The sequence below is a fragment of the Macrococcoides bohemicum genome, assembly GCF_003259675.1.
In the GTDB taxonomy this organism is placed as follows: Bacteria; Bacillota; Bacilli; order Staphylococcales; family Staphylococcaceae; genus Macrococcoides; species Macrococcoides bohemicum.
In genome coordinates, this window is the sequence record NZ_PZJG01000005.1 from 40,065 (window position 1) to 57,976 (window position 17,912).

Annotated in this window: 22 protein-coding genes; 18 read left to right on the plus strand and 4 right to left on the minus strand. The window is 34.0% G+C overall.

All coding sequences use genetic code 11. The features are described 5' to 3' along the window. Positions 1 to 66 precede the first annotated feature (66 nt). The 7 genes from BHX94_RS08850 (at position 67) to BHX94_RS08880 (ending at position 4,359) form a co-directional block, all read left to right on the plus strand. Positions 67 to 390 (plus strand): hypothetical protein, encoded by a 324-nt coding sequence (locus BHX94_RS08850; RefSeq protein ID WP_111745982.1) that lies wholly within the window; start codon positions 67 to 69, stop codon positions 388 to 390. 32 nt (positions 391 to 422) lie between these two features. Beyond that, the gene (locus BHX94_RS08855; protein WP_170120813.1) at positions 423 to 1,001 is read left to right on the plus strand and encodes a KUP/HAK/KT family potassium transporter; all 579 of its coding nucleotides are present in this window, start codon (positions 423 to 425) and stop codon (positions 999 to 1,001) included. Next, a complete protein-coding gene (locus BHX94_RS08860; protein ID WP_111745986.1) occupies positions 989 to 1,216 on the plus strand; it encodes a hypothetical protein in 228 nt (75 codons plus the stop codon). Before BHX94_RS08855 ends, BHX94_RS08860 begins: the two co-directional genes overlap by 13 nt. Positions 1,217 to 1,342: 126 nt before the next feature. Beyond that, complete coding sequence (locus BHX94_RS08865; protein WP_111745988.1) at positions 1,343 to 2,182, plus strand: formate/nitrite transporter family protein; 840 nt, start codon at positions 1,343 to 1,345, stop codon at positions 2,180 to 2,182. Positions 2,183 to 2,196: 14 nt separating this feature from the next. Further along, positions 2,197 to 3,072, plus strand: coding sequence for a ribosome small subunit-dependent GTPase A (gene rsgA, locus BHX94_RS08870; protein ID WP_111746192.1), 876 nt, complete (start codon positions 2,197 to 2,199; stop codon positions 3,070 to 3,072). Next, complete coding sequence (gene rpe, locus BHX94_RS08875) at positions 3,069 to 3,716, plus strand: ribulose-phosphate 3-epimerase (RefSeq protein WP_111745990.1); 648 nt, start codon at positions 3,069 to 3,071, stop codon at positions 3,714 to 3,716. Before rsgA ends, rpe begins: the two co-directional genes overlap by 4 nt. A 1-nt stretch (position 3,717) precedes the next feature. Continuing rightward, on the plus strand, positions 3,718 to 4,359 hold the full coding sequence (locus tag BHX94_RS08880) for a thiamine diphosphokinase (protein ID WP_111745992.1): 642 nt from the start codon (positions 3,718 to 3,720) through the stop codon (positions 4,357 to 4,359). Between the two features lie 54 nt (positions 4,360 to 4,413). Here the strand turns inward: BHX94_RS08880 and rpmB are convergent, their stop codons facing one another. From rpmB to BHX94_RS08900, 4 genes are all read right to left on the minus strand, one after another. Beyond that, positions 4,414 to 4,602, minus strand: coding sequence for a 50S ribosomal protein L28 (rpmB, locus tag BHX94_RS08885; protein WP_096076757.1), 189 nt, complete (start codon positions 4,600 to 4,602; stop codon positions 4,414 to 4,416). An 87-nt stretch (positions 4,603 to 4,689) separates the two neighbouring features. Beyond that, on the minus strand, positions 4,690 to 5,709 hold the full coding sequence (locus BHX94_RS08890) for a hypothetical protein (RefSeq protein WP_111745994.1): 1,020 nt from the start codon (positions 5,707 to 5,709) through the stop codon (positions 4,690 to 4,692). Further along, positions 5,699 to 6,790 carry a hypothetical protein gene (locus BHX94_RS08895; protein WP_111745996.1) on the minus strand — a complete coding sequence of 364 codons (1,092 nt, stop codon included), beginning with the start codon at positions 6,788 to 6,790 and terminating at the stop codon, positions 5,699 to 5,701. The genes BHX94_RS08890 and BHX94_RS08895 overlap by 11 nt, the downstream gene beginning before the upstream one ends. After that, positions 6,777 to 7,676, minus strand: coding sequence for an AAA family ATPase (locus BHX94_RS08900; protein ID WP_111745998.1), 900 nt, complete (start codon positions 7,674 to 7,676; stop codon positions 6,777 to 6,779). The genes BHX94_RS08895 and BHX94_RS08900 overlap by 14 nt, the downstream gene beginning before the upstream one ends. 199 nt (positions 7,677 to 7,875) lie before the next feature. On the opposite strand from BHX94_RS08900, the gene BHX94_RS08905 reads away from it, so the two are divergent. The 11 genes from BHX94_RS08905 to BHX94_RS08955 all read left to right on the plus strand — a co-directional run bounded on the left by BHX94_RS08905 (position 7,876) and on the right by BHX94_RS08955 (position 17,846). Further along, positions 7,876 to 8,250, plus strand: coding sequence for an Asp23/Gls24 family envelope stress response protein (locus BHX94_RS08905; protein WP_111746000.1), 375 nt, complete (start codon positions 7,876 to 7,878; stop codon positions 8,248 to 8,250). A gap of 10 nt (positions 8,251 to 8,260) precedes the next feature. After that, on the plus strand, positions 8,261 to 9,904 hold the full coding sequence (locus BHX94_RS08910; RefSeq protein ID WP_170120818.1) for a DAK2 domain-containing protein: 1,644 nt from the start codon (positions 8,261 to 8,263) through the stop codon (positions 9,902 to 9,904). 122 nt (positions 9,905 to 10,026) lie between these two features. Next, positions 10,027 to 10,692 carry an L-serine ammonia-lyase, iron-sulfur-dependent subunit beta gene (gene sdaAB, locus BHX94_RS08915; RefSeq protein WP_111746004.1) on the plus strand — a complete coding sequence of 222 codons (666 nt, stop codon included), beginning with the start codon at positions 10,027 to 10,029 and terminating at the stop codon, positions 10,690 to 10,692. Positions 10,693 to 10,702: 10 nt separating this feature from the next. Continuing rightward, positions 10,703 to 11,587 (plus strand): L-serine ammonia-lyase, iron-sulfur-dependent, subunit alpha, encoded by an 885-nt coding sequence (gene sdaAA, locus BHX94_RS08920; protein WP_111746006.1) that lies wholly within the window; start codon positions 10,703 to 10,705, stop codon positions 11,585 to 11,587. Continuing rightward, the gene (recG, locus tag BHX94_RS08925) at positions 11,562 to 13,601 is read left to right on the plus strand and encodes an ATP-dependent DNA helicase RecG (RefSeq protein WP_111746008.1); all 2,040 of its coding nucleotides are present in this window, start codon (positions 11,562 to 11,564) and stop codon (positions 13,599 to 13,601) included. Before sdaAA ends, recG begins: the two co-directional genes overlap by 26 nt. 10 nt (positions 13,602 to 13,611) lie before the next feature. Beyond that, on the plus strand, positions 13,612 to 14,283 hold the full coding sequence (locus BHX94_RS08930) for a class A sortase (protein ID WP_111746010.1): 672 nt from the start codon (positions 13,612 to 13,614) through the stop codon (positions 14,281 to 14,283). A gap of 111 nt (positions 14,284 to 14,394) precedes the next feature. Next, positions 14,395 to 14,967 carry a transcription factor FapR gene (gene fapR / locus BHX94_RS08935; protein WP_111746012.1) on the plus strand — a complete coding sequence of 191 codons (573 nt, stop codon included), beginning with the start codon at positions 14,395 to 14,397 and terminating at the stop codon, positions 14,965 to 14,967. Continuing rightward, complete coding sequence (plsX, locus tag BHX94_RS08940) at positions 14,960 to 15,943, plus strand: phosphate acyltransferase PlsX (RefSeq protein ID WP_111746014.1); 984 nt, start codon at positions 14,960 to 14,962, stop codon at positions 15,941 to 15,943. Before fapR ends, plsX begins: the two co-directional genes overlap by 8 nt. Continuing rightward, positions 15,936 to 16,847 (plus strand): ACP S-malonyltransferase, encoded by a 912-nt coding sequence (fabD, locus tag BHX94_RS08945; RefSeq protein ID WP_111746016.1) that lies wholly within the window; start codon positions 15,936 to 15,938, stop codon positions 16,845 to 16,847. Before plsX ends, fabD begins: the two co-directional genes overlap by 8 nt. Beyond that, a complete protein-coding gene (fabG, locus tag BHX94_RS08950) occupies positions 16,838 to 17,572 on the plus strand; it encodes a 3-oxoacyl-[acyl-carrier-protein] reductase (protein WP_111746018.1) in 735 nt (244 codons plus the stop codon). Before fabD ends, fabG begins: the two co-directional genes overlap by 10 nt. Before the next feature lie 40 nt (positions 17,573 to 17,612). Then, positions 17,613 to 17,846, plus strand: a complete 234-nt coding sequence (locus BHX94_RS08955; RefSeq protein WP_096076743.1) for an acyl carrier protein — start codon at positions 17,613 to 17,615, stop codon at positions 17,844 to 17,846. Positions 17,847 to 17,912 lie beyond the last annotated feature (66 nt).

Consider the following 17,912-nt stretch of genomic DNA (forward strand, 5'->3'; position numbering starts at 1 on the left):
TTCCTCATTTATAGTAATATCATACATATATTTAGCACATTTATAAAATAATAAGGGAGATTATTCATGATATATTTTACGAAACCATTTAAAAACTTAGAAGATTTTATTATTGAAAAGCAGGATCAGTTTCAGACGATGATTGATCATCTTCAATTAATGATGATACTAGGGTTTTCTAGTCTAGTTATCTTGATGTTATCGATATTATTCTTCAACTATAAGATATATCGCCGAACGAGTCAGTCACATTTAGATAGAATAAAACTGGAAGTAGAAAGAGAGTTACTTAAAAAATACGATTTAGAAATAAAGTCGGAATACAAAGAAAATCTTAGCAAAACATATAAAAATATTGAACGAAGAAACGAGAAACTGGGTGATCTATAAGTGATAAAAAATTTTATTGCGCATCGCAAGCTTTGATTACCGGCGCATACACTTTAGTTTCTGAGGCAATTCATTTAAAGTTTATACCTAAACTGGATATTAAATATCCTTCGACAGTAAAAGGTCAAATGTATATTCCATCTGTGACAGCAGTCATCTGGTTTTTATGTATACTTGTTGTCCTCTACTTTAAAACAAGTGTAAATATGGAAGCAGCCTATGATCTAAGTATTATAGTCACAATGATGATGACAACAATTTTACTTTCTTATTATCTTAAAAAGAAACAGGTCAATACATTGTTATTATTTTTAACGATTGGATTCTTCTTTATTTTAGAATTTGCATTCTTTATATCAAGCCTTGCAAAATTTATGCATGGTGGTTATGTAGCAGTACTTATTTCTTGTTTGATCATTTTTGTCATGATTGTTTGGTATAACGGTTATCTGATAAAAGACAAACAGTCACATGATGTTGCGATCGATGAATATTTAGGACAATTAAAGTCATTAAAACAAGATCGTAGTGTACCAAAATTTGCGACTAATTTAGTTTACTTAACGACGAATGAAGAAGACCGTATGGTACAAATAATTTGCGTATTATAAGTGACTTTAAATTTGTAGTACTTCAAGATGAAGTTTTACTGGATGGCGATCTGTTATGGTATGAGCGTCTTATCCTTCAATGGAAGATTGCTATAAAACGATTTACCGCATCACCGGTGAAGTGGTTTGAACTACCTTCAAATGAAGTGATGTATGAAACGATACCACTTACTACACCAATGACTAAAACAATACCGATGAAACGTATTGATTAATTTAATAATTTTGAACAGCAGTAAGACAAATTGTCTTGCTGTTTTTTGATGAAAAATAGTTATTGTATATTTAGTGATAATGCATTAAAATTATCTTGTGAAAAATATCACATAAGGAGAAAAGATATGAAGAATAATAACCAATCATCTGAACCAGATAATTTTAACTTTCCGGAAACTGAAAAATTTTTTTACGGAAGAAAGTTAATGGATGGGATACAGGATACAGTATTAACGAAAGAAAGCCTCGTAAAAGATTTTTTTACCAGATATATATTTAGAGCGATAATGGCAGGTTTTATTATCGGACTTATGATTATATTTACCTGGAAAACGCGCATTGATTTTACGCCTTATATTGGCGCAGAACTAGCAAGTCTTATCGGTGGGATCACCTTTAGTTTTGCACTTATTTTTATTATATTTACCTATTCGGAGCTGCTAACGAGTAATTTTATGTATTTTACAGTTGGTATTTTCTATAAATCAGTGACAGTGCGTCGTGCATTGCTTGTGTTTACGCTGTGTTTTCTTGGTAATATGATAGGTGGTATATTGTTGTTTAGTCTGTTAAAATTTAGTACAGTAGTATCAAATGATATGCTTGGATTAATGCATACGATTGTTGATAAGAAGCTCCATTTATCAAGTGTTGATATTTTTATTCGCGGAATATTAGCCAACTTTTTTATCAATATTTCTATAATCGTAACGATGCATTTTAAGGAAGCATTACCAAAGATGGTTGCTATGATTATCGGTGTGACGATATTTGCATATATGGGATATGAACACGTTATCGCTAATGGCGTTATGTTTATCTGTTCCCTGTTTTATCAATTTAACTCGGAGAACATCTTACCTATGCTCAGAAATTTATTATTTAGTGGACTGGGTAATTATGTTGGTGGAGGTCTATTTATCGGTTTATTCTATGCATATTTAAATGCTCCGAAAAGACATTAATATAAGAGGTGAATATTATTAAAGGTCAAATTATTAAAGCATTAAGCGGTTTTTATTATGTGAAAAGTGAAGATGATAGCGCAATTTATCAATGCCGTGCACGAGGAAATTTCAGAAAAAAAGGTATAACACCATATGTCGGTGATTTCGTGACATTTCAAATAGAGAACGAAAACGATGGTTACATTCTTGAGGTTCATGAAAGAAAAAATGCACTGGTGCGACCGCCTGTTGCAAATGTAGACCGCGTAATAATTGTGATGAGTGCAAAAGAACCTGAATTTAGTTTAAATTTAGTAGATAAATTTATTACGATTATTGAATCTTATGATGTAGAACCTGTCCTTCTCGTGACAAAGAAAGATTTATTAAATGAACAGGAAATTAGTTTTATTACGACGCAGTTAGATTATTATGAACGTATTGGATATGGAGTAATGTTCGTTTCAAATCTAGAACAACAAAACTTTAATGATTTAATAAAAGGTATCACAGTGCTTGCTGGACAGTCAGGCGTAGGTAAATCATCGTTTATCAATGCTTTAATACCAGATGCAAATTTGAATACCGGAGTCATCAGTAATGCCCTTAATCGTGGGAAACATACGACAAGACATGTCGAATTAATTCCATTAGATTATGGTTATATTGCTGATACACCGGGCTTTAGTTCACTTGATTTAGATAATCTTGATAGAAATACTTTGAAATATTGCTTTATCGAATTTGCTGAACGTGCCGATGAATGTAAATTCAGAGAATGTATGCATATCAATGAACCAGGTTGTGCAATTAAAGCTGGTGTTGAAAATGGAGAAATTTTAGAAACAAGATATTTACATTATCAGCAAATGCTAAATGAAATAGACACGAGAAAGGTGAGATACTGATGAAAGTAGCACCAAGTTTACTATCTTGTAATTTTTTAAATATACAGCAGGAAATCAAGCGTCTGGAAGAAGCAGGAGTAGATTATATACATTTTGATGTGATGGATGGCAATTTCGTTCCAAATATTTCTTTTGCTTTTCCAATCTTAAATCAAATTAGACAAGTTACTGATTTAACGATCGATACACATTTAATGGTTCAGGATCCTGAGCGATATATTCAAACCTTTGCTGAAGCGGGTAGCGATATTATTACCGTACATGTTGAAGCGACAAATCATATTCATAGAGCAATACAAATGATTCATGACACAGGGAAGAAAGCTGGTGTTACATTAAATCCAGGTACACCTATTGAATCCGTTGTACCTGTTCTAAAAGATGTTGACCTTGTGCTTGTTATGACTGTCAATCCAGGCTTTGGAGGTCAGAAATTTATCGATAATGGTATTGAGAAAGTCAAATTCTTAAAAGATTATAAAGAAAAATATCATCTTAATTATGAGATCGAAGTTGATGGTGGGGTAAACGAAGTTACTGCTAAAACTTGTATTGATGCAGGTGCTGATGTATTAGTAGCAGGATCATACTTCTTTAAGCATAAAGATTTATCAATACCAACAAGTGTATTGAGAGGTGAGTAATATGGACTTACATATACTTTGTACATATTTAGGTGTATCAGATTCCCTTTTAGAAAAATATCATGATGAAGATTGGATTGGTATTGATTACGGGACAATTATGCTTGTTGATGCAGGTATTCGACCTATCGCAGCATTTGGTGATTTTGATTCTGTGTCTGAAGATGAACGTTTAAGGATTGAAGAAGTAATTGAAATTGAATATCTACCATCTGAGAAAAATGAAACAGATCTTGAAGTTGGCGTACAATATGCGAATGGATTAGGTTATGAAAAAGTTTATATTCATGGGGCAACTGGTGGAAGACTGGATCACTTTTTAGGTAATTTACAGACTCTTGTTCATCCAGATCTGTTATTATCTGAAACGGAATTTATTATTGTAGATGCATATAATGAAATCCAGGTATTATCAACAGGAACGCATATTATTGAAAGAAGCGAAGATAAAAAATATATATCGTTTATTCCGGTAAACGACGGTGTTCTGTTAACGATAGAAGGATTAAAATATGAGACAGACCGTTTAGAGATAAAGATGGGGTATACCCGTACAGTAAGCAATGAATTTATAACGGACCGAGCAGAAATAACAGTCGAACAAGGTATAGTTTATATGATTCAAAGTAGTGAAGCTAAATAGTTCAATAAAAAAAGACCTTTCACACAAAGGTCTTTTTTGTATCTATATATTCAATTAAACGCGAGTCACTTTACCTGATTTTAATGCACGAGCTGAAACCCATACACGTTTAGGCTTACCATCAACTAAGATTCTAACTTTTTGTAAGTTAGCACCAAAGCGACGTTTGCTGTAGTTCATTGCGTGAGAACGGTTGTTACCTGAAACTGCTTTACGACCTGTAACATGACATACTTTAGCCATTGTTTTGCCTCCTTTAATAGAATATAGAGATACACTTGATCTTACATACTATAACAATTTATCACAATCGACTTTTGAATGCAAGATTTATTTATCTATTAATACATTTTTTACTGCTTCTAAATGACTTATAAATTGCTTTCTATTCACTTTTGTATCTTGCAGGTTATAGTAGCGCATTTCATAGATAAAATCTATTAATGGATCAGCAGCATTGACCTGACAGAAGTTTTGAGCAAAGGTTTTATTAGGCTTAATCGGAAAGCCCTTTTTAATATAAAATGATTCCAGTTTTTTTAGATGTTTCATATAAAAATGTGGTAGATGTTTATAGTCTGAATTTATAGTTTTAAATTGATGGACATATTGAATCCTTCTGCTCTCTTGTTGCATTTGTGGTATTTGAAATACTTTTCGTCTTTTGTAGAGTATTAACGCGATAATTGAAAGTATTATCGTTGCCAATGCATAAAACCATAAGAAGTTGTCAGGTTCCTTTTTAATTTTTCTCATCGATTTTGTTTCTATTGTAAGTGATTCTTCCTGCTTTATATCCTCAATCTGCCTAGGATTGATTTTCATCTGCTTATAATCAATATTTTTCATAATATTAGAAGGTAAATGCATCACAACCGTTTGATATGCTATTAATAAACCTGTTCCGATTATAAACGTTGTGATCATAATACCTATCAAAGCGATAATCTTTTTATAATCGTTAAATATCGGGAAGAATAAAATGAAAATCATACATAACGCATAGATTGTAGCGAGCACATAAAAATGTTGATGATAACTTAGAAATAACAATAGATGCACCACAAAGAATGATTGAACATAATATGTTAGATGCATGTCGTCTGTGACATTATATAATGCAGTTAAGCCGTATAATAACATCAAATAAAAATGTGATACATCAAGATAAATACTTGCAACGATTCCGATGATAATCGATATGCTAAAACTTAATAAAACATTATGTTTCGTATAATACAGCATAATTAACAAAAAAACATGAACGATAAAAAATGAAGAATGAATAAACGTTAAAGGTGATAAAGCAATAAAGAAAATAAAATAATTAAAAATATTTTTATATTGCATCGATTTCACCTCGCTCAAAATGAATCATATTATGCTTTATTTTCATAACTTCACTATCTTTTATTTCACCGAAATGAATCCATCGGTTTACTTTATAAGAATGAAGCACTTCATCAACGAGGTTGCTGAATTGAAAAGTGTAACTATCCTGATTAAATTCAGCAATTGCCCGATGCATCGCATGCATATCACCTGTGTTTTTTATTGCAATGACAACTGGTTCATCTGAAATGAGACTCGTTTTTATATTAATCGCAATGAAAAAAGAGATGTGCTGTTCGAAATAAGTATAGGCATAATCTGAAAGTGACTTTAGAATTTCTTCGGTTTTATGATGGATGTGCTGATTACTTAATACATTTGCGCTAAGCATAATTTGATTTGCTTCATAGACTTCTGTTTGTTTAACGAGCAGCTCATTAGCTTTTAATGATGCATTAAAGTCAATAAGATGAAAAGGCAAGTCATATTGATAAGGCGAATTACTATATTTATCGTTAGAAGGACCTATGACTTTACGACCTGTTTCATCCAGTGAAAGTGCGTGCTCAATATTTTTTTGATTATAGGTACCGTAACTTGCATATAATGTTGATAAAGAGAATGGTTGATCTACTTTATAACGCAATAATTTAAAGAATCCTTCTATTTCAACTTCATATATATAAACTTTGAATCTACCGCGCTTATTGACTGTTATCGGTAGTGAAATAACAGTCATTTCATTAGGATTTAATACAGTTTTTATTATTTGTGAGCGATTTTGATTTGCAAAATAATTTTGTTCCAGCCCAAAGCGAATTTTTAACTTTTGTGATGATTTTGATGTTATAAATACTTTGTAATTAAAGTTTGAATCAACGAATGGAAAAGTGTGTTGCTGATCATCTTCAATTAAAATGGCGTATTTTAAAGCGAAACGTCTATCTAAAAAAAACAAAATATAGATTAATACGATAAAATAAGAAAAGATGAAAAATCTTAAAAATAAACTAGAAATTAATACAAGCATTAGTAAAGCATTGACTGGTGCAAGGTTATATACAGGCTTTAAATTGATATCATTTTTATAATGGAACATGAATATTTCCTAAACATTCATTAAGACAATCAATCTTTTCATTATGATGTCTAACATGATTGTTAAACTGAATTTTATGAAGTGCTACATAAGGTAGTACTGCCTGTATATCGTCAGGTATGACATATTTTCTGTCATGCATATAAGCATAGCTTTGTGCCATCTGTCTTATTTGAATGCCTGCACGGGTACTTAATCCTGTAGTGATATTATAGTGATTTCTCGTTTCATTCAATATTTGTACGATATAAGTTGTTAAATCTTCATCGACATGTATCTTTTCAATTTCTTTTTGATGAGCGATTAACGTTTCTTTATCCAGAACATTTTGTATATTGGTAAATTGTTTCAACAATATATTTTTTTCTGCATCAATATCTGGATAAGTTACGTTAATCTTGACGATAAATCTATCTAATTGTGCTTCCGGTAAAGGGTATGTACCTTGATTTGTCTCAATATTATTTTGAGTGCCGACGACAAAAAAAGGTTCAGGCAACACGTGTGTAGTGTCATCTATCGTTACAGTATGTTCCTGCATTGCTTCCAGCAAACTACTTTGTGTTCTCGGTGTCGCACGGTTAATTTCATCGGCAAGTAATATATTTGTAAATACTGGTCCAAATTTAATTTCAAATTGCTTCGATCCAGGGTGGAAAAACTTTATTCCTGTAACATCACTCGGTAGCACATCAGGCGTAAACTGAATACGATTAAATTGTAGACCTAAAGATTGTGCGATTGTATGCGCGAGTTGTGTTTTTCCGACACCTGGTGGACCTTCCAGTAAAATATGACCTCTACTGAGCATTGCACAGTAGATAATTTTTAAACTTTCTGTATACCCGATAAATCCTTTTTCCCATTCCTGTATTACGGTGTTCATCTTATCTACCTCATTTTTTGAATATTTAGTAAATTAATTATAGCAAAAAGTTAAATTTCTGAGTATAATTTTGTCATTTTGTGTATGATTTACTATTCGTTTATAATAAATTACACAGAATACAATAGAATTCTTGTAATTATCATAAATTATTGATTATAATAATGTGACGAATGTAAAACGATAAGGAGGATGGATTATGACGTTAGAGATAACAAACGAATTAGGCTCTATTGATATTTCAAGTGATGTCATTGCTACAATTGCAGGTGGTACTGCAGTAGAATGCTATGGCATTATTGGAATGGCGAGTAAACATCAGGTAAGAGACGGTATTGCAGATATCGTTGGAAGAGATAATTATTCAAAAGGTGTCATTGTAACGAATAATGATGGTGTATTAGATGTTGATATGTATATCATCGTTGCATACGGTACAAAGATTTCTGAGATTGCAAATAACGTTCAATCATCTGTTAAATATACATTAGAACAAACATTAAACTTAAAAGTAAATTCAGTAAACATCTATATACAAGGTGTACGTGTTATTAAACTGGACGATGAAGAATAGGGAGGATAATATAATGAAAACGATTGACGGCAAGCTATTTGCTGAAATGATTATCACAGGAGCAAATAACTTATCTCAAAATGCAGATTATGTAGATTCATTAAATGTCTTCCCGGTACCAGATGGTGACACAGGAACAAATATGAATTTATCAATTACATCAGGTGCTCAAGAAACTGAAGCACATATTGAATCACATATTGGTAATGTTGGGATCGCATTTTCTAAAGGTTTACTAATGGGAGCACGTGGAAACTCAGGTGTAATTCTTTCACAGTTATTCCGTGGCTTCTCAAAATATATTGAACAAGATGAAGATATCGATGCGAAAAAATTTGCTAAGGCATTTAAAGCGGGCGTGAAAACTGCTTATAAAGCAGTAATGAAACCTGTTGAAGGTACAATCTTAACAGTTGCGCGTGAAGCAAGTGAGGGTGCAATGAAAGTTGCTGAAGAAACTGACGATTGTATCGCTGTTATGGAAGAAGTAGTTCGTGCAGGTAATGCATCATTGCAACGTACACCTGAATTATTACCAGTACTTAAAGAAGTTGGCGTTGTAGATAGTGGTGGTCAGGGATTAATGTATGTATATGAAGGTTTCTTGAGCGTAATGAAAGGTGAAGCGATTGCCGCACCTGTTGCACGTAAAGTGGATGATGATTTTATTAATGATGACCATGACTTTGGTGATGTTATAAAAACTGAAGACATCGTTCCTGGATTCTGTACAGAATTTATGGTTCGCTTCAAACCAGGTATGAAACCCTTTAATGAAGATGATTTCAGAAACGATATGTCTGAATTCGGTGACTCATTACTTGTAATCTCTGATGAAGAAATTGTTAAAACGCATGTCCATTCTGAAACACCTGGTGAAGCGTTAACATATGGTAGTCAGTATGGTGAAATCATTAAGATTAAGATTGAAAATATGCGAGAACAACACAGAGAAGTATTGCGTAAACGTGGTATTCGTCAGGAAGAAACAGTTAAAGTAGAAAAAGCAATTATTACTATTTCTATGGGTGACGGTATCACTGAACTGTTTAAATCAATTGGTGCAACACACGTTATCAGTGGTGGACAAACAATGAACCCATCGACTGAGGATATCGTTAAAATTATTGAGAAAAGCGGATGTAAAGAAGCAATCGTTTTACCGAATAATAAGAATATCATCATGGCCGCTGAACAAGCAGCTCAAGTTACAGATATACCTGTAAAAGTTGTACCGTCAAAAACAATACCACAAGGTTTAACAGCAATGTTATCATATAATACTGATGCTACAATTGAAGAAAATGCACAAAATATGACAGAAGCATTGTCCAATGTTAAATCTGGTTCAGTGACTTATGCAGTAAGAGATACTTCAATTGATGGTGTGAACATTGAAAAAGGTGCTTTCATGGGAATCAATGAAAGTAAAATTACGGTATCAGATAAAGATCAACAAAAAGTTTGTATCGAATTATTAAAATCAATGTTAGATGAAGATTCAGAAATTGTTACCGTAATAAAAGGAACAGATGCTTCTGACGCGGATGTTCAGGTGATTGAGTCATTTCTTGAAGAACATTATGAAGATGTTGAAGTTGAAATTCAGGATGGTAAACAACCGATTTACAGCTTTATGTTCGCTGTAGAATAAATCATATTGTAAAATAAAATCCGAGCAGCTTATTTATCCATGCGGATGATTAGTTTGTTCGGATTTTGTCACAATAAAGAAGCATTGAATATTCATGAATATAAATTAAAGGGGAAATGGAAATGAAATATAGAAGTGTTTTTGATATCATTGGTCCGATTATGGTTGGCCCATCCTCATCACATACTGCAGGTGCTGTTCGAATCGGTCTAGTTGCAAGAGATTTATTTGGTGGAACACCTGCTCAAGCTGACATCTATTTATACGGTTCATTTATGGAGACATATAAAGGTCATGGTACGGATGTCGCATTAGTTGCAGGATTGCTTGGTTTTGATACAGATGACAGTCGTATTCCCGAAAGTCTTGAACTTGCTAAACAATCTGGTTTAAACGTAACATTTATTGAGCAGGATGAAGAGAAAAGTCATCCGAATACTGCAATCATTCATATGAAAGATGGAGAAAAAGAATTAACGATAGAAGGTATTTCTATCGGTGGTGGGAAAATTGAAATCGTTGCATTAAACGGGTTCCCGATTACAATTTCAGGTAATTATCCGGCATTACTCGTTTTCCATCAGGATTCATTTGGTACAATAGCAAATGTGACTCAAATTCTAGGGGCAAATAGGATAAACGTTGGTCAAATGCAGGTATCTCGAAAAAATAAAGGTGAAATTGCCTTAATGACATGTGAACTTGATGATTTAATTGATGAAAGTATTATAGAAGAAATTAGACAATGTAATGGCATTTCTACTGTTACTTTAATGTCTGAAGCTTAAGGGGGATAATATGTTTAATAGTGTAGAAGCATTAATAGAACTGTGTAAAACTGAAAATATTGCTATATCAGAAGCGATGATACGTCAGGAGATGGAAGTATCTCGTGCGTCACGTGAAGAAGTATTCGCAAAGATGGAACGCAATCTTGTTGTTATGGAGCAAGCTGTTGAAAGAGGATTAAATGGTGTAAAAAGTCCGACAGGTCTTACAGGAATGGATGCTGTAAAATTACGTGATTATATAGCACGAGGAAATACATTAAGTGGTGAAACATTACTTGATGCTGTAAGTAAAGCTGTTGCAACAAATGAAGTCAACGCTGCGATGGGATTAATTTGTGCGACACCTACTGCTGGTAGTGCAGGTGTTGTTCCGGGTACATTGTTTGCTATGAAGACGAGACTGAATCCGACTCGCGAACAGATGATTGAGTTTTTATTTACTACTGGTGCATTTGGTTTTATTGTGGCTAATAACGCTTCAATTTCTGGTGCAGCTGGTGGTTGTCAAGCCGAAGTAGGTAGTGCCGCTGCAATGGCAGCCGCTGCGATTGTTGAAATGGCTGGTGGAACACCAGAAATGAGTGCGCATGCATTTAGTATCTGTTTGAAAAATATGTTAGGACTTGTTTGTGATCCGGTTGCAGGTCTTGTAGAAGTGCCTTGTGTGAAACGTAATGCAGCGGGTGCATCAAATGCTATCGTTTCAGCAGATATGGCATTAGCAGGTGTTGAGAGTAGAATTCCTACAGATGAAGTAATTGAAGCGATGTACAAAATTGGACAAACAATGCCAAGTGCATTACGTGAGACTGGTAGAGGTGGTCTTGCAGGCACTAAGACTGGCCAGGAAATGAAGGAAAGAATTTTTGGAAGCAAAACAACAACTCTTTAAAGAACAGTCGATTGCTACATTAAAAGGTGTTGGACCTAAAACTCTTGAACATTTAAATACATTGAATATATATGATATGGAAAGTTTATTATTATATTTACCCTATCGATACAATGATGAAACGATTATTAATATTCATGACGCTATTGATGGTGAGAAGATAACAGTTGCCGGAGAAATTTATTCTCAGGCAACTGTTGCACATTTCGGCAGAAAAAAATCTAAAGTATCTTTTCATATTATGGTTGATAATGTTGCAGTGCGTGTAGAATATTTCAATCAGCTATATATTAAGCCGCAGGTTGTCGTCGGTGAACAAGTAAAGATAACAGGTAAGTGGATGAGAGGTAAACAAATTATTCAAGGTACTGGTTTTAAGAAGTTATCAGAGATCAACCAAAATGATGATCTTGTACCTCAATATAGTCTTAAAGGACTTATTAAACGCGCTACTTTTCAGAAAATATTGCATAATGCATTATTAACAGCGGATATGCCACCATTCTTGCCGGATTATTTAAAAATAAAATATAAACTTTGGGATTTTAAAGAAGCGGTCGCTGAACTTCATTTTCCAGGATCACATGACCGACTGGTACAGGCAAAACGAACATTTGCTTTCTGTGAATTATTATTGTTCCAGTTAAAGATGCGTATGTTGCATCTTAAGGAACATCAATCAAGCAATAGTGATATTCGCTATAACATAGATGAAGTCAAAACATTTATTCAAACGTTGCCATTTGAACTGACTGACGCTCAAAAACAAGTTGTTAATGAAATATTCCGTGATTTAAAATCATCGATGCGAATGAATCGGTTATTGCAGGGAGATGTTGGTTCAGGGAAGACGGTTGTTGCAGCAATAGCAATGTATGCACTTAAAACAAGTGGTCTACAAAGTGCATTAATGGTTCCAACTGAAATTTTAGCAGAGCAACATGCTGAAAGTTTAAGTGAATTATACGGTGAGACGGTTAATATTGCGCTATTAACATCATCCATAAAAGGGAAACGTCGAAATATTATTCTTGAACAATTAGCTTTAGGTGAGATAGATGTTTTAGTCGGTACACATGCACTCATTAGTGATCCGGTAAATTTTAATCATCTTGGCCTCGTTATTACAGATGAACAGCATCGTTTCGGTGTGAATCAAAGGAAGTTATTACGCGAAAAAGGTGAAAATGCTAACGTATTATTCATGACAGCTACACCTATTCCTAGAACGTTAGCAATTTCTGTCTTTGGTCAACTTGATGTATCTACGATTAAACAAATGCCTAAAGGTAGAAAACCGATTATTACTGAATGGGCAAAACATGAAGCAATAGATACTGTCTATGAGAAAACAAAAAGGCAGATAGAGATTGGACATCAAGTATATGTCATATGTCCACTCATTGAAGCATCTGAGCATCTGGATGTCAAGAATGCTACTGAAATATATATGGCTTATCAAGCTATTTTTGGAAAAGACCGTGTAGGTCTCATGCATGGTAAGATGAAAGCCGAAGATAAAGATAGCATTATGCAGCAGTTTGCTAATCATGAAATTGACGTTCTCGTATCAACTACCGTAGTTGAGGTAGGTGTAAATGTTCCGAATGCTACAATGATGATTATCTATGATGCAGAGCGATTTGGATTATCAACATTACATCAATTAAGAGGTCGTGTAGGTAGAAGTAGTCATCAAAGTTATTGTATACTAGTAGGTAATCCAGAAACTGAAACAGGTATCGAACGTCTTCAAATAATGACTCAGACGACAGATGGCTTTATTCTAAGTGAAAAAGATCTGGAAATGCGTGGACCAGGTGATTTCTTTGGGGTGAAACAAAGTGGTTTACCAGATTTTAAAGTCGCAAATATTGTAGAAGACTATAGAATGTTAGAAGTAGCAAGAGATGAAGCAAGTGAAATTATTTTAAGCGGAATGATTGATTCACCTGAATTATCGTTTTTAAAACAACGTTTAACCGACGAGATACATTCACAAGAAATTGATTAAGGAGAACATGATGGTAAGAATATTACTGAGAGTTATTGGTGTACTATGTATTGTAGCTGCATTGGTTATGTTTTTCTGGCAGAATATCCGTGAGTATTACACTGAAATTGTAAACGAAAAAATTATTACTGCATATGAAAAAAATGAAGATAAACCTAAAGTAAATGAATTGGAAAAATGGATTACGAAAACTGAACCTGATAAATTAAAATTAAAGTCAAATATGTTAGGATACTTAAAAGTACCGGCAGCTAAAATTAATGAACCGTTACTTAAAGGGCCAGCAACACAAAAGAATTTGAAGAATGGTGTGTCTCTTGTTGAAGAAGGAGAAAAGCTATCTGAACAAAATGTCGCAATCGCTGGCCATAGAGTGGAAGGTGCAGGGATACGATTCAATTATTTAGATCGTGCAAAAGTAGGAGATACTGTCATTTTGCAGTCACGTGATGGAATTAAAAAGTACCGCATCTATAAAATCTTTAACGTAAAACCGACACAAGTTGGTGTGTTAGATGAAAAGAAAAACGCACTACAGGAACTTACTTTAATCACGTGTGATAATTATGATCCACAGCGTATGCTTTTTAGTGAACGTATGATTTTTAAAGCAAAGTTATATGAAGAGAATGGTGAAAAAGTAAAAGCACCTCAAAAAACTAAGACTCAAAAAGCAGCTTAAAGTAGGCCAGACATTCAAGTCTGGTCTTTTTTGTATAAAAAGTTGCAGTTAAAATATCAATTATGTTATATTTACTAGTACTAAGACCAACTACTAAAAGGATTTGTATATATGAAAAAATTAAATAAAAAAGAACGTCAGTCAGAACTCACGAAACGACTTAATGAAGATCCTTTTTTGACCGATGAAGACTTGAGTCGTGATCTCAATGTGAGTATCCAGACAATCAGATTAGATCGATTAGAACAAAATATTCCGGAACTACGTGAACGTATTAAAGATGTAGCAGTAAAACAGCGAGATGAGGTACGTGCATTACCATTAGATGAAATTATTGGTGAAGTCATTGATCTGGAACTTGATAAATCTGCTATCTCTATACTTGATATAAAAGACGAACACGTATTTTATAGAAATAAGATTGCACGTGGACATTACTTATTTGCACAAGCTAATTCACTATGTGTAGCTGTTATTAACGATGAATTAGCACTTACAGCTAAGAGTGAAATTAATTTTAAGAAACCTGTAAAGCTAGGAGATCGTGTCATTACGAAAGCTACAGTTATTTCGAAAGTAAATAAACGTGCTAAAATCGAAGTTGTGAGTACAGTTAAACATACGACGGTATTTACTGGACAATTTGTAATGTATTATACAGGTGAGGATGAGATAAATGATTAAAATAGCAGTTGATTTGATGGGTGGAGACGATGCTCCTCAAGTAGTATTAGAGGGTATTGAACTTTTCTTAAAAGCGTTTAGTGATGTTGAGATTCAGGGATATGGCTTACCGGAATATAACACGATTAAACATGATAATTTTAAATTTATTGCTTGTTCAGAACAAATTACGATGGACGATGAACCGGTACGTTCAGTACGCAGAAAGAAAGATGCATCGATGGTACGTGCTGCAGAAGCCGTTAAGTTAAAAACAGCTGATGCATGTGTTTCAGCAGGTAATACTGGTGCATTAATGTCAGCAGGATTATTTATTGTCGGCCGTATTAAAGGTATAGAGCGTCCAGCCTTAGCAATGACTATGCCAACGATTGATAATAAAGGCTTTATGTTACTTGATATGGGAGCAAATGCTGATGCAAAACCTGAACATCTAATACAATATGCAAAGATGGCAAATATCTATGCGAAAGCAAATCGTAAAATAGATAATCCGACAATTGGATTAGCCAATATTGGTACTGAAGATAAAAAAGGAAATACATTGACGAAAGAAACATTCGCATTATTAAAAGCAGAAACTTCAATAAATTTTATCGGCAATGTTGAGCCTAAAACGCTATTGAATAGTACGGCAGATATCGTCGTAACAGATGGTTTTACCGGAAATATTATATTAAAGACACTAGAAGGTACAGCTAACAATATTTTTAAAATGTTAAAACAAACTTTAACAAGCAGTACTAAAAATAAACTAGCAACAGCAATTATAAAGAACGATTTGGCAAAACTAAAAGGTAAGATGGATTATTCTGAGTATGGTGGAGCTGTATTGTTTGGTGTGAATGGTCTTGTAATAAAGGCGCATGGATCTAGTGATAAAGTTGCGATTTACAATGCACTGCGCCAGGCTCGACTTGCCGTTGAAGAAGATGTCGTATCAACATTGGCGAAAGAGGTGGGAACAGATGAGTAAAGTATTGATGTTCCCTGGACAAGGCTCACAGTACACAGGTATGGCGATAGATATTTATAATGATGATACAGGTAAGTCATTACTGAATGACTTAAATGCAGTTCTTGATGAGGATATTATTGCAATCATGGAAAGTGGAGAAAAATTAGCTGAGACAGAAAATACACAACCTGCAATTGTCATGCATAGTATAGCAGCAATGAAACTTGCGCAGTTAAACGCTGATTATGTTATAGGACATAGTTTAGGTGAATATGCAGCACTTGTTGCAGCAGAAGTCATTTCACCGATTGATGCTGTGCGCATCGTACGTAAACGTGGTCAATTGATGCAGTCAGCATTTCCTCCGGGCGTAGGATCTATGGCAGCGATAATGGGTACTGACCGAGATATTATCGAAAAAGCATGTCAAAGATTATCAAATGTCAGCGAAAAGCTAGATATTGCAAATTTAAATTGCCCAGGTCAAATCGTAGTTGCAGGTCATCAGACATTGATTGATAAATTAGTGGAAACGAAAGCAGCACATCAAATAAAGAAGATTATTCCTTTAAATGTTACAGGTCCATTTCACTCAAGCTTAATGAAAGTTATTGAAAGTGAGTTTAGTGCATTTTTAGATACATTTGATTTTAGTGATGCATCAATTCCAGTTATCCAGAATGTGACAGCGTTACCTGTGACGGATAAAGATGAAATAAAAGTAAATTTAGTAAAACAATTGTATTCTCCAGTTGAGTTTACCGCTTCTATAGCATATTTGGTGGCTCAAAATGCAGATACATTTATAGAGGTAGGTCCAGGAAAAGTATTATCTGGATTAGTGCGTAAGATAGATCGAAATGTAAATACGATACAAGTGGATACACTTGAACAAATCAATGAGGTGAAGTCATGGCATTAGCAATCGTAACAGGAAGTTCAAGAGGAATAGGTGAAGCAACTGCAATTAAACTTGCTGAGGATGGATTTGATGTTCTCGTAAACTATTCAGGTAATCAGGAACGTGCAGAAGCGGTTGTAGCTAAGATTGAAGCAATAGGACAAAAAGCGATTGCTGTAAAAGCGAATGTCAGTGATGCTGAAGAAGTGAAAGAAATGATACGTATTGCAATTGAAAATTTTGGTTCGATTGATGTCGTTGTCAATAATGCAGGTATAACGCGTGACAATCTAACAATGCGTATGAAAGCTGAAGATTTTGACGATGTCATCGCTACTAATTTAAAGGGTGTATTTAACGTTGTGCAATCGGTAACACGTCAAATGTTGAAACAACGAACAGGCGTCATTATCAATATGAGTAGTGTGGTTGGTTCGTTAGGGAATGCCGGACAAGCGAACTATGTTGCAAGTAAAGCAGGTGTTGAAGGTTTAACGAAAACATTTGCACGTGAGTTTGCCAGTCGTGGTGTACGTGTCAATGCTGTAGCTCCTGGTTTTATTGTAAGTGATATGACAGATAAATTAGGTGCAGATTTAGTTGAAAGTATGAAACAGCAAATTCCACTTGGTTCACTTGGTGAAGTTAATGATATTGCCGAGGCAGTGAGCTTCCTTGCTAGTAATAAAGCAAAATATATCACGGGTCAGACATTACACGTAAATGGTGGCATGTTTATGAACTAAGGGGTAAAATAATATAGGATATTTTAAGGAGGTGAAACATATGGAAAACTTCGACAAAGTAAAAGAAATCATCGTTGATCGCTTAGGCGTTGATGCGGATAAAGTTACTGAAAATGCTTCATTTAAAGATGATTTAGGTGCTGATTCTTTAGATATCGCTGAATTAGTAATGGAATTAGAAGATCAATTTGGAATGGAAATTCCGGATGAAGAAGCTGAAAAAATCAACACAGTTGGTGATGCAGTTAAATACATCGAATCTTTAGAAGCTTAATCATATAAATCCTATAACACTAATATTTTTAGTGCTATAGGATTTTTTTAGAAATCTCATATATTG

Bases quoted from the DNA above. Each gene is read 5' to 3' on its own strand.
- plsX (WP_111746014.1), top strand. From the start codon at position 14,960: ATGATTAAAATAGCAGTTGATTTGATGGGTGGAGACGATGCTCCTCAA.
- fabD (WP_111746016.1), top strand. From the start codon at position 15,936: ATGAGTAAAGTATTGATGTTCCCTGGACAAGGCTCACAGTACACAGGT.
- BHX94_RS08850 (WP_111745982.1), top strand. From the start codon at position 67: ATGATATATTTTACGAAACCATTTAAAAACTTAGAAGATTTTATTATT.
- fabG (WP_111746018.1), top strand. From the start codon at position 16,838: ATGGCATTAGCAATCGTAACAGGAAGTTCAAGAGGAATAGGTGAAGCA.
- sdaAA (WP_111746006.1), top strand. From the start codon at position 10,703: ATGTTTAATAGTGTAGAAGCATTAATAGAACTGTGTAAAACTGAAAAT.
- BHX94_RS08895 (WP_111745996.1), bottom strand. From the start codon at position 6,790: ATGTTCCATTATAAAAATGATATCAATTTAAAGCCTGTATATAACCTT.
- BHX94_RS08905 (WP_111746000.1), top strand. From the start codon at position 7,876: ATGACGTTAGAGATAACAAACGAATTAGGCTCTATTGATATTTCAAGT.
- BHX94_RS08880 (WP_111745992.1), top strand. From the start codon at position 3,718: ATGGACTTACATATACTTTGTACATATTTAGGTGTATCAGATTCCCTT.
- sdaAB (WP_111746004.1), top strand. From the start codon at position 10,027: ATGAAATATAGAAGTGTTTTTGATATCATTGGTCCGATTATGGTTGGC.
- BHX94_RS08930 (WP_111746010.1), top strand. From the start codon at position 13,612: ATGGTAAGAATATTACTGAGAGTTATTGGTGTACTATGTATTGTAGCT.
- BHX94_RS08955 (WP_096076743.1), top strand. From the start codon at position 17,613: ATGGAAAACTTCGACAAAGTAAAAGAAATCATCGTTGATCGCTTAGGC.
- BHX94_RS08865 (WP_111745988.1), top strand. From the start codon at position 1,343: ATGAAGAATAATAACCAATCATCTGAACCAGATAATTTTAACTTTCCG.
- fapR (WP_111746012.1), top strand. From the start codon at position 14,395: ATGAAAAAATTAAATAAAAAAGAACGTCAGTCAGAACTCACGAAACGA.
- BHX94_RS08900 (WP_111745998.1), bottom strand. From the start codon at position 7,676: ATGAACACCGTAATACAGGAATGGGAAAAAGGATTTATCGGGTATACA.
- BHX94_RS08890 (WP_111745994.1), bottom strand. From the start codon at position 5,709: ATGCAATATAAAAATATTTTTAATTATTTTATTTTCTTTATTGCTTTA.
- rpmB (WP_096076757.1), bottom strand. From the start codon at position 4,602: ATGGCTAAAGTATGTCATGTTACAGGTCGTAAAGCAGTTTCAGGTAAC.